Source organism: Robinsoniella sp. (assembly GCF_034124845.1).
The window spans coordinates 1-8,990 of the sequence record NZ_JAWYAJ010000513.1 but is presented as its reverse complement, the minus strand read 5'-3'; the positions used below and the strand labels follow the sequence as shown (position 1 = coordinate 8,990).

General features: G+C 39.0%; 7 protein-coding genes. 5 read left to right on the top strand and 2 right to left on the bottom strand.

Features of this window, described 5'->3' with window-relative positions; genetic code table 11:
- Positions 1 to 13: 13 nt before the first annotated feature.
- Both ACH2DQ_RS25355 and ACH2DQ_RS25350 read right to left on the bottom strand, forming a co-directional pair.
- Positions 14 to 1,807 carry a sensor histidine kinase gene (locus tag ACH2DQ_RS25355; RefSeq protein ID WP_394913773.1) on the bottom strand — a complete coding sequence of 598 codons (1,794 nt, stop codon included), beginning with the start codon at positions 1,805 to 1,807 and terminating at the stop codon, positions 14 to 16.
- Positions 1,808 to 1,818: 11 nt separating this feature from the next.
- On the bottom strand, positions 1,819 to 3,321 hold the full coding sequence (locus tag ACH2DQ_RS25350) for a response regulator (RefSeq protein WP_394913774.1): 1,503 nt from the start codon (positions 3,319 to 3,321) through the stop codon (positions 1,819 to 1,821).
- Between the two features lie 292 nt (positions 3,322 to 3,613).
- Here ACH2DQ_RS25350 and ACH2DQ_RS25345 point away from each other — a divergent pair, with 292 nt between their 5' ends.
- The 5 genes from ACH2DQ_RS25345 to ACH2DQ_RS25325 form a co-directional block, all read left to right on the top strand.
- Positions 3,614 to 4,963 carry an extracellular solute-binding protein gene (locus ACH2DQ_RS25345; protein ID WP_395028619.1) on the top strand — a complete coding sequence of 450 codons (1,350 nt, stop codon included), beginning with the start codon at positions 3,614 to 3,616 and terminating at the stop codon, positions 4,961 to 4,963.
- A 313-nt stretch (positions 4,964 to 5,276) separates the two neighbouring features.
- Complete coding sequence (locus tag ACH2DQ_RS25340; RefSeq protein ID WP_394913776.1) at positions 5,277 to 6,020, top strand: carbohydrate ABC transporter permease; 744 nt, start codon at positions 5,277 to 5,279, stop codon at positions 6,018 to 6,020.
- Positions 6,017 to 6,838 carry a carbohydrate ABC transporter permease gene (locus ACH2DQ_RS25335; protein ID WP_394913777.1) on the top strand — a complete coding sequence of 274 codons (822 nt, stop codon included), beginning with the start codon at positions 6,017 to 6,019 and terminating at the stop codon, positions 6,836 to 6,838. Before ACH2DQ_RS25340 ends, ACH2DQ_RS25335 begins: the two co-directional genes overlap by 4 nt.
- 22 nt (positions 6,839 to 6,860) lie before the next feature.
- Positions 6,861 to 8,438, top strand: a complete 1,578-nt coding sequence (locus tag ACH2DQ_RS25330; protein WP_394913778.1) for a glycoside hydrolase family 43 protein — start codon at positions 6,861 to 6,863, stop codon at positions 8,436 to 8,438.
- Positions 8,439 to 8,452: 14 nt separating this feature from the next.
- Positions 8,453 to 8,990 (top strand): alcohol dehydrogenase catalytic domain-containing protein (locus ACH2DQ_RS25325; protein ID WP_395028618.1); only part of this gene is annotated, 538 nt, incomplete at its 3' end.

Genomic DNA, 8,990 nt, shown 5'->3' with positions numbered 1-8,990 from the left:
TCTCTTTTTGTAATCATAAATATGGACTGGGAGCTTTGGATTTTTCGGTATCCGTATCAGGGTTTCGAATCAACGGAATATGGATCGTAATGATAGTGCCTTTTCCAATCTGGCTTTGTATGGTAAAAGTATGGGTATGAGGGAACAAATGCTGAAGCCTTTCTGCTATATTATTGATTCCGATCGGACGAACACGTGCACGTTTATCTGATTCTGTTTCATCCGGAGAAAGCAGCAGCTTGTCAGCATAGGATTGATCCATGCCGATCCCATCATCACGTATTACAATTTCCATACAGGAATCTAACCGATGCATTGTCAGTGAGATATTTCCTGGCTTCTCATCGGTACAAATACCGTGAATGAGAGAGTTTTCAATGAGAGGCTGTAAAATATTTCTTGGGATATAATAATCCTTAATCTCTGACTGAAAATCCAGTTGGAACTGAAAACGATCTGCATAACGATATTTCTGAATAATGATATATTGCCGTATAACCTCCGCTTCATTTTCACAGCGCGCGTATAAAGGGGAATGACCTAAATGGATGCTGTCTTGTAACAGATAAATGAAAGCACTGGTCATGTGTATAATATTGTCACATTGGTTTTTACGTGCCAGATAAATAATTGAGTTCAAGGTATTATAGATAAAATGTGGATTTATCTTTGCCACCAGTAATTCGAAGGAGAGCTGCTGTGAAAGCGCCTGTTCTTCTAATGATTGCCGGATGTGCTCCTTTATAGATACAGTCATCTGATTAAATCCGCCAGATATATTCACCAGTTCACTGGAGCCGTTTAGCTGGATACTGGTATCCAGATTTCCAAGACGGACATCATCAATAGCATTGCTCAACCCCTGTATCTGGGAAGTGATTTTATTCAACAGGGGATACAAATAAATAATAATCGTCAGTATGATGAGAACGGTAACCAATATGCCCAATAATATGTAGGAAAACTGAAGGAAATGATAAGACTGGTTGACATTAGCCGTACTTACCAGATACCATCCAGTGGAAGGGAGATATTGGGATATATAGTAGTTGTGATTTATTATATCTGATGTTTCTTTCATAGACTTTACATCTTTAAGAAATGCATCTTCCTCCCCGCCAGACAGATATAGTAACTCTTTATCACCATTAAGAATGGCAAACTGTGAGAATATGGTAGGCTGATTTTTCAGGTTTGTTGTAAGCTGATCAAAATTAAGATTGATAATCAGTTTCCCCACAACTGTTTTGTTGCTGTTAGAAAGAACATTTACAGGGCAGACATAACTGACCAGTTGTACGGGTCTGGAGTTATTAATCGTTACCGGAAAGGTATAATCATCCGTAAAGCCGCGAAAATCAAAGATGGATGTACCGGAGAGTGCATTTTCTTCGAACCAATCCAAAAAATCGTTATTATTCGGACTGGGATTCCAGTAACCTCTGTGGGCATTTGATACAATACAAAAGCTTTGCACATAGTCTTCTAACAAGACACGTTTTTCGATACTGGTCATTATGCTGCGAACTGCAGTAATCTCCTGAGAAATAGAGGGAGACTGCTGACGGGTAAGAAAGGCCTGTACATTTTCGTCAATAGATAGAACCTTACTGGCTTGTACAGCATCTTCCTGTGCATCTCTAATATAGTATGAAAGCAGCTGCATGTCATCTTTGCTCCGGCTTTCTAAAGAAAACTGCAGAATATTACCTATAATGAGTACCATGGAAGTTGAAAGAACCAGAAGAATGATCGTAATGATAAGTATCAATCGAGTTAGTATATGGAATTTTAAACTGCGGGTCATGGTGTCCCCTCCTATAGTGAAAAATGTTTTAACCGGTATTCATTCGGTGTAACATTTGTCAGCTCTTTAAATATCTTACTGAAGTATTGGCTATTATTGATCCCAACCAGGTCAGATATCTCAAAGATTTTCAAGTTTGTTCCCTGCAGCAGTTCTTTCGCTTTATCTATCCGATATTCATTGAGATAATCATGAAAGATCTTACCCGTTTCTTTTCGGAACTTCTGACCCAGATACATAGGATTACTGCTTAATATAGAAGAAGCTTCTGCCAAAGAAGGATTTTGGTTATAGTTTTTATGTATATACTGTATGATATAGCTGGTTGAAGGGCTGTATTGCCTGAGTACTTGATAACTTTCATATAAATTCATGCATTCTTCGATCAACTGACGGGAGATATCATGTGAATAGATACATTCAGACGGATATCTCTTGTAATCTATGGGGAAGTCATTCATCAACTTTCTGGTCAGATCACAGCAGTTATAAAAACCCATAGCATCCTTTCTATGCGCAAGGGATTCCAGACAATGTGTAAGCTGCTGACAGAATGTCAGATTGTTTGATAAAAATGTTTCCTTATTAATAAAAGTAAGATCAGGAGAACTTGGTTTTTCCTTTATTCTGCGTCCTATGGTCAAAATATTCTTATTTGGATAAAATATATAATCCTCCCGGTACGCTTCCAGATAACCGCAGTCATCATGCAGACTCGTTAAAGTAGTTTCGCAGTCCAGATGAACCGCAAAAAAAGGAACAAGCGTGGTGTTTTTTAATTCATCTAACAGTTTTTTTATTAAAATGTTTAGACTGCTTAAGTAGCGTTTTCCAGCTTTAGCATCCGGGTTCAGGTAAATAAAGACAAGGAAGCTGGAATGATAGATCAGGATATCCAGCACATGCATTTCATTTTCTTTTATTTTTAGCAGAGAAGAAAAGTGAGGTTGTACGACAAAGGCTTCATCTTTTGCTTCGTACTGATAAGGGGTTATGGGCGATAGCTGTAAGATCAGGAAAGAATCCTTATATTGTGTCAGGTGGTTCAAAATATCAGCAGATAAGGGGATATTCTGTTCAAGAATATCCCGAAGTAACTGACGGCTGCTTAAGATTTGTGACAGCTGCCGTTTTTCATGGGTTTCTCTGGCTGAATGAAGTACATCTATCAGGCGCTCCGGAGTCATCTGATGTTTTACAAGGTAGGAAAGCGCACCGATTTCTACAGCACCCTGAGCATAGGTAAAGTCCATATATCCACTTAAAATTATGATTATTATATCGGGAGAAATTTCAAGAAGTTTTTTGGACAAACGAATACCATCAATATCAGGTAAAGAGACATCCATAAAAATAATATCCGGATTTATTTTTTGAATTAATTTTAAAGACTGAGAGCCATTATATGCATAGCCGGCGACAGAAAAGCCATTGGATTCCCAGTCAATTAAAGTAAGCAAATCTTCAATAACAAGATTTTCATCATCTACCAGAAGGACCTTTAATAATTCCATTTACATATCCTTTCTTAATGCATATTTTTGGCTTATAAATAAAGTATCTGCAATCTTTTTGTTATAAGTAATTATAGCAGATAGCGGTTACAAATTCCAGTTGGCAACTTATTTTTTATGGTGTATTTTTATATCAGGTAAGAGACTGCGTTTCAATAATATAAAGAAAATTAGAAAAGTATAAATACTATACAGAAACTATAGTTAGAACAATTGTAAATAACTTTCGTATCTTTTAAAATCTACTTATAAACAAAGTGTATTGCAGTCAAAACAAGAGAGGAGAAGGAAAATGAAGTACAGGAAAATGAAAAAGGCGGCTGGTTTTGGAATTATTTTAGCACTGGGATGTAGTATGCTTGCCGGCTGCGGTGAGGCAGGGGTGACAGAAACAAAAGAGACGAATGCAGCAGATTCAGCAAATGCAGCAGAAGAATCAGGCGGGGAAGCTTCCGGAGATACAACTACCATTACTATGTGGGGATGGAATGCAGGTGATATCGAGAAGATTTTTACTGCATACAAAGAGGCTACCGGAGCAAATGCAGCACTGGAATATGTGACGGTACAGCAGGAAGAATCCTTTCAGAAACTGCAGACAACCATTAGCGCAGGGTTAGACCTTCCAGACATTGTTCCCAGTGAAGTCAATCAAAGAGGTACGATGTTATCTTTAGATATCTGGGAGGATTTAAGTGCAGAACCTTATAACTTTGATGAGAAACAGATTTTTGAATATCAGGTTCCTCTATGCAGCAATGAAGCAGGGGCGTTATGTGCACTTCCATGGGATGTAAGCACAGCAGGGTTGGCATATAAGAGAGATATGGCAAAGGAATATCTGGGTACGGACGATCCTGATGAGATTGCGGCACTTTTTCCAACATGGGAAGATTTTCTGGAAAAAGGAAAAGAGGTTAAGGAAAAAAGCGGGGGCAAAGTATTCATGTTTGCTAGCCTGACAAATGTGAAGCAGATTCTGGATGGTCAGAATCCTCAGCCAATCGTGAAAGATGGAACGTTGGATATGACGTCTATAGAAGAAACCCTAGGGTGGATGGTAAAATTCAGAGATGCTGGTATAGTGGATAATATTTTGGAGTCCTCTACTGCTTACAGTGCATCTTATGCGGATAAACTGCATATTTTTTACCCGTGTGCCGGATGGTCGCCCAATTATGTCATCAGACCAAATGATCCGGAAGGTGCAGGAAACTGGGGGCTTACAATACCGCCGAAAGGATGCTTCAGCTGGGGTGGATCAGCATTTATGATTCCCAAAGAGGCAAAAAATAAAGATGCTGCATATGACTTTATATCCTGGTTGAATACAGAGGAAGGTACGAGATCACAAAGAGATGTGGTTAATTATAGTACATCTAACGTGGATGCATATAAAGACCCGGAATTCTCAGCTCTTTATGATGAATGGTTCGGTGGTCAGAATATTGGGGAATTACTGTTTAACAAGGCAATGGATAGTATTCAGGTACGCCCTGTCAGCACCTATGATGTAACAGTTATGGAGGTGTGGTCTATGGTAACAGAAGCAGTTAACAGTGATAAAAGTATTGACTTTAACGGAGCGTGTGAAATGTTCAAAAATGAAATACATACCTTGGTACCGGAGCTAAAACAGTAAACAGTTGAAGTTATGATTCGTGTGGTATTCTTAGACGGATACTGCACGAAGTACTCAAAGGAAGGAGTGTCATCAGATGGAGTGGCCCAAACAAATAGTATGTAGAGGAAATGCCCGAAGGCGAAAAATAAAGGGCAGGCATGTCTGGCCTTATATGTTTATTTTACCTTTTTTTATCATATATATTGCATTTAATTGTTATCCCTTGGTCTACACTTTTTTTATCAGCCTGCAGAACTGGGATGGTTTCAGCAAACCTACAATGGCGGGATTAGCAAATTATAAAAACATATTTTTTGAGGATCCATATTTTATGAAATCTATTGGTAATACCCTTCTTTTTATGATTATTGATATACCCATTGTCATTATAGGAGGATTGCTTTTAGCATCTGTTTTTAATAATAGAAAATTAAAAGGGGCTAATTTTTTCAGGACGGCAACCTTTTTGCCATACATTACCATACCCGTTGCAATTGGTGTATTGTTCAGTCTGTTGTTTGACTGGAATTCAGGAACTGTGAATAAACTTTTGTCAGGAATTGGATTAATTAAGGAAAATATCAATTTTCTTGGAACCACATCATTGTCCAGAATGACGGTCATATTGATGATTTGCTGGAAATATATAGGTTACCATATGATATTTTTCAATGCAGGTATTTCCGGTATTTCTACTGAACTATATGAAGCGGCGGATGTGGATGGTGCAACCTCTTTTACAAAATTTACGAAAATTACCATTCCTCTTTTGAAGCCAATTATAGAATACCTGGTGATTATGAACATAATCTGGGGATTCCAGCTGTTTGACGAACCGAAAGTACTCTTTAGCTCATGGACATCTTCTGTTGGATCAAACAGTTTGGTAGGAGGACCGTTAAAATCCTGCCTGACGGCAATCTGGTATATCTATGACACTACTTTTGGTTCCCAGATGAGATATGGTAAAGGCGCAGCCGCAGCGTATGGTACGTTTATGTTTATACTGCTGTTCTCCATCGGAGCATTTGCGGTTATGAAATTTATGGGGAGAAAGGGGAAAAAGCATTCATGAAAAGGATAAAAAAGAAAAATAGATTTACATTTGTAATTATGATTTTAATTGCACTTATCTGCTTACTTCCATTTTATTTTATGATCATTATGAGTACACAGTATACGGAAGATATTTATAAAGGAATTACTTTTCTTCCGGGAAAGTATCTGCTGGAAAATTTAAAGACAGTATTTAATGCACATTTTGAGGTTTACTATAAAAACAGTACCATTGTAGCTGTTTCGGCAACTCTGCTGTCCCTGTTTGTCAGTACACTCTGCGGATTTTCTTTTGCCATGTATGAATTTAAAGGTTCCAGGTTCTTTTTTGCATTTGTTATGGTAACCATGATGATTCCTACACAATTAGGCTTGGTTGCATTTGTGGTGGAGATGAAAGCAATCGGTTGGATGAATACACTTCTACCATTGATAATTCCTCCGGCGGCTACCGGGTTTGGTGTTTATTGGATGAAGAATTTTATTGGTGGGAATTTTCCAAAGGAGCTGATGGAAAGTGCCAGAATTGACGGGGCAAGTGAACCGAAAATCCTTGCTTCCATTGCAGTACCGTGTATAAAGCCGGCGATTGCATCTCTGGGGTTAATGAATTTTGTAACAAATTGGAACTCTTTTTTAGTACCATTAATTGTTTTAAATAAGGCAAATACATACACAGTTCCCATTGGAATCATTAACTTAAATTCAGCATACAGAAATGACCTTGCAGCCAAAATTACAGCATTAAGTATTGGGACGATACCGTTGCTTATTCTGTTTCTGTTTACAGCCAAAACTTTTATAAGCGGTATTACAATGGGAGCCGTAAAAGAATGATGGCTTTATAAAAGGAGAGAAAATGAAAAGAGAGACATTCCATAATCCAGTATTATCCGGTTTTTACCCAGATCCGTCTATTTGCCGGGTGGGGGAAGATTATTATCTTGTAACATCATCATTTGTTTATTATCCCGGACTGCCAATATTTCACAGCCGAGATTTAGTTCATTGGGAGCAGATCGGACATGGTATTCACAGACCGGATCAGCTGGATTACCAAAATTGTGAAACGTCATTGGGATTGTGGGCACCTACCATTCGATTCTATAAAGGAAAATTCTATATTATTAATACATTTGTTTCCGGCGGCAGAGAGGCATGCAGAGATAATTTTATTATAACTGCTGATGCAGCCGAAGGGCCATGGAGTGATCCGGTATTTATCAAAGGTGCCGATGGGATTGATCCGAGTATTTATTTTGATGATGACGGGAGCATGTGGTACACGGGAAATTATATAGCAGACGAGGCTTTATACGAAGGGCATCATGGGATTTATTTATGTCAGATGGATCCTGTGACCTTTCAGTTTAAAGGAGAGCGCACGATCATTTGGGATGGTAAGCGTACGTTCGGTAAATGGATTGAGGCACCACACCTTTATAAAAAAGACGGTTATTATTATCTGATCGTTGCAGAGGGAGGAACATTTGTAAATCACTGTGTCATGATGGCAAGATCAAGACAACTAAATAAGCACTTTGAACCCTGTCTCAGAAACCCGATTATCACGCACAGACACATGCCATTAGACACCCCCATATCGGTTGTGGGACATGGTGACTTAATCGAGACCCAGAACCATGAATGGTGGATGGTTCTGCTAGGTATCCGCACTTATCAGGAAACCCACTTTAATACGGGGAGAGAGACTTTTCTGGTACCAATAAAATGGGCGAAAGACGGGTGGCCGATGATTGACAATGAGACGGGGATGGTTAATGAACAGGAAAGAATGCCAGATCTTCCCCATAGCAACATGCTGCCAATATTTGATTCGGACCAATTTGAGGAAGAATCCCTGGCCCTTTTCTGGAATCGTATTCATGCGGATGGGGAACAATGCTATTCGCTGACTGAAAGAAAAGGCTGGCTGCGTATGTTCTTAAAAAAGGAGACGCTTGAAGAAATATGCTGCCCTTCGTTCGTGGGAAGAAGACAGCAGCACAAAAGTTTTCTTGCAAAAACGGTAATGGAATTTAATCCAGAAAAAGAATTAGAAGAGGGAGGATTATCCCTTATACAAGATGATCGGTATCACTATAGTTTGCTGGCTGGTTTGAGTAATGGAAAAAAAGTACTGCGTCTGTATCAGGTTGAACATGGGCAAAAGATACTTGTAAAAGAGGAAGAGATACAGGCAGAAAGGAGTATTTATCTTGCTGTTTTTTGCAACGGGGATATGTATCACTTTTACTATGGATATAGTGAGCAGTGCATGACTTTATTTATGGATCAGATGAAAGCGAGTCTGTTAAGCTCAGATGTTAATGAAGGATTTACAGGAGCATACATAGGTCCATATGTTACCTCGAATGGAATTGACTCTGTCAACTATGCAGATTTTGATTGGTTTATTTATCAGGGCATTGAATAAAAGAGGAGAGAAGTATGGAAGGAAAAATGAAACAGGCAGTAATGACGGGATTAAAAAAGGTTGAGCTGAGGGAAACAGCAATTCCTGTGCCAAAAGATAATGAGGTTTTGGTTAAAATTGAGTACGTTGGAATCTGCGGTTCTGATTTGCACTACTATGAATCAGGGCGCATCGGTGATTTTATAGTAGAACTGCCCTTTGTACTTGGACATGAGGCCAGCGGGGTAATTGTAGAAGCAGGGAAAAAAGTCACGAATTTAAAACCAGGGGACAGAGTAGCACTGGAACCGGGAAAAACCTGTGGAGAGTGTGAATTTTGCAGACAGGGTAAATATAATTTGTGTGAAGACGTTGTCTTTTTCGCTACACCTCCTGTAGATGGAGTTTTTCAGGAATATGTAGTGCATGAGGCTGCCCTTTGCTTTAAGCTGCCGGAGAATATGACTACTGTTGAGGGGGCTCTGATTGAACCATTGGCAGTTGGATTTCATGCTGCAATCCAGGGAGAAGCAAAAATTGGACAAACGGCAGTTGTGACCGGAGCCGGTTGTA

Coding starts and splice junctions, on each gene's coding strand:
- ACH2DQ_RS25355 (WP_394913773.1), bottom strand. CDS start 1,807: ATGACCCGCAGTTTAAAATTCCATATACTAACTCGATTGATACTTATC.
- ACH2DQ_RS25350 (WP_394913774.1), bottom strand. CDS start 3,321: ATGGAATTATTAAAGGTCCTTCTGGTAGATGATGAAAATCTTGTTATT.
- ACH2DQ_RS25345 (WP_395028619.1), top strand. CDS start 3,614: ATGAAGTACAGGAAAATGAAAAAGGCGGCTGGTTTTGGAATTATTTTA.
- ACH2DQ_RS25340 (WP_394913776.1), top strand. CDS start 5,277: ATGAAATCTATTGGTAATACCCTTCTTTTTATGATTATTGATATACCC.
- ACH2DQ_RS25335 (WP_394913777.1), top strand. CDS start 6,017: ATGAAAAGGATAAAAAAGAAAAATAGATTTACATTTGTAATTATGATT.
- ACH2DQ_RS25330 (WP_394913778.1), top strand. CDS start 6,861: ATGAAAAGAGAGACATTCCATAATCCAGTATTATCCGGTTTTTACCCA.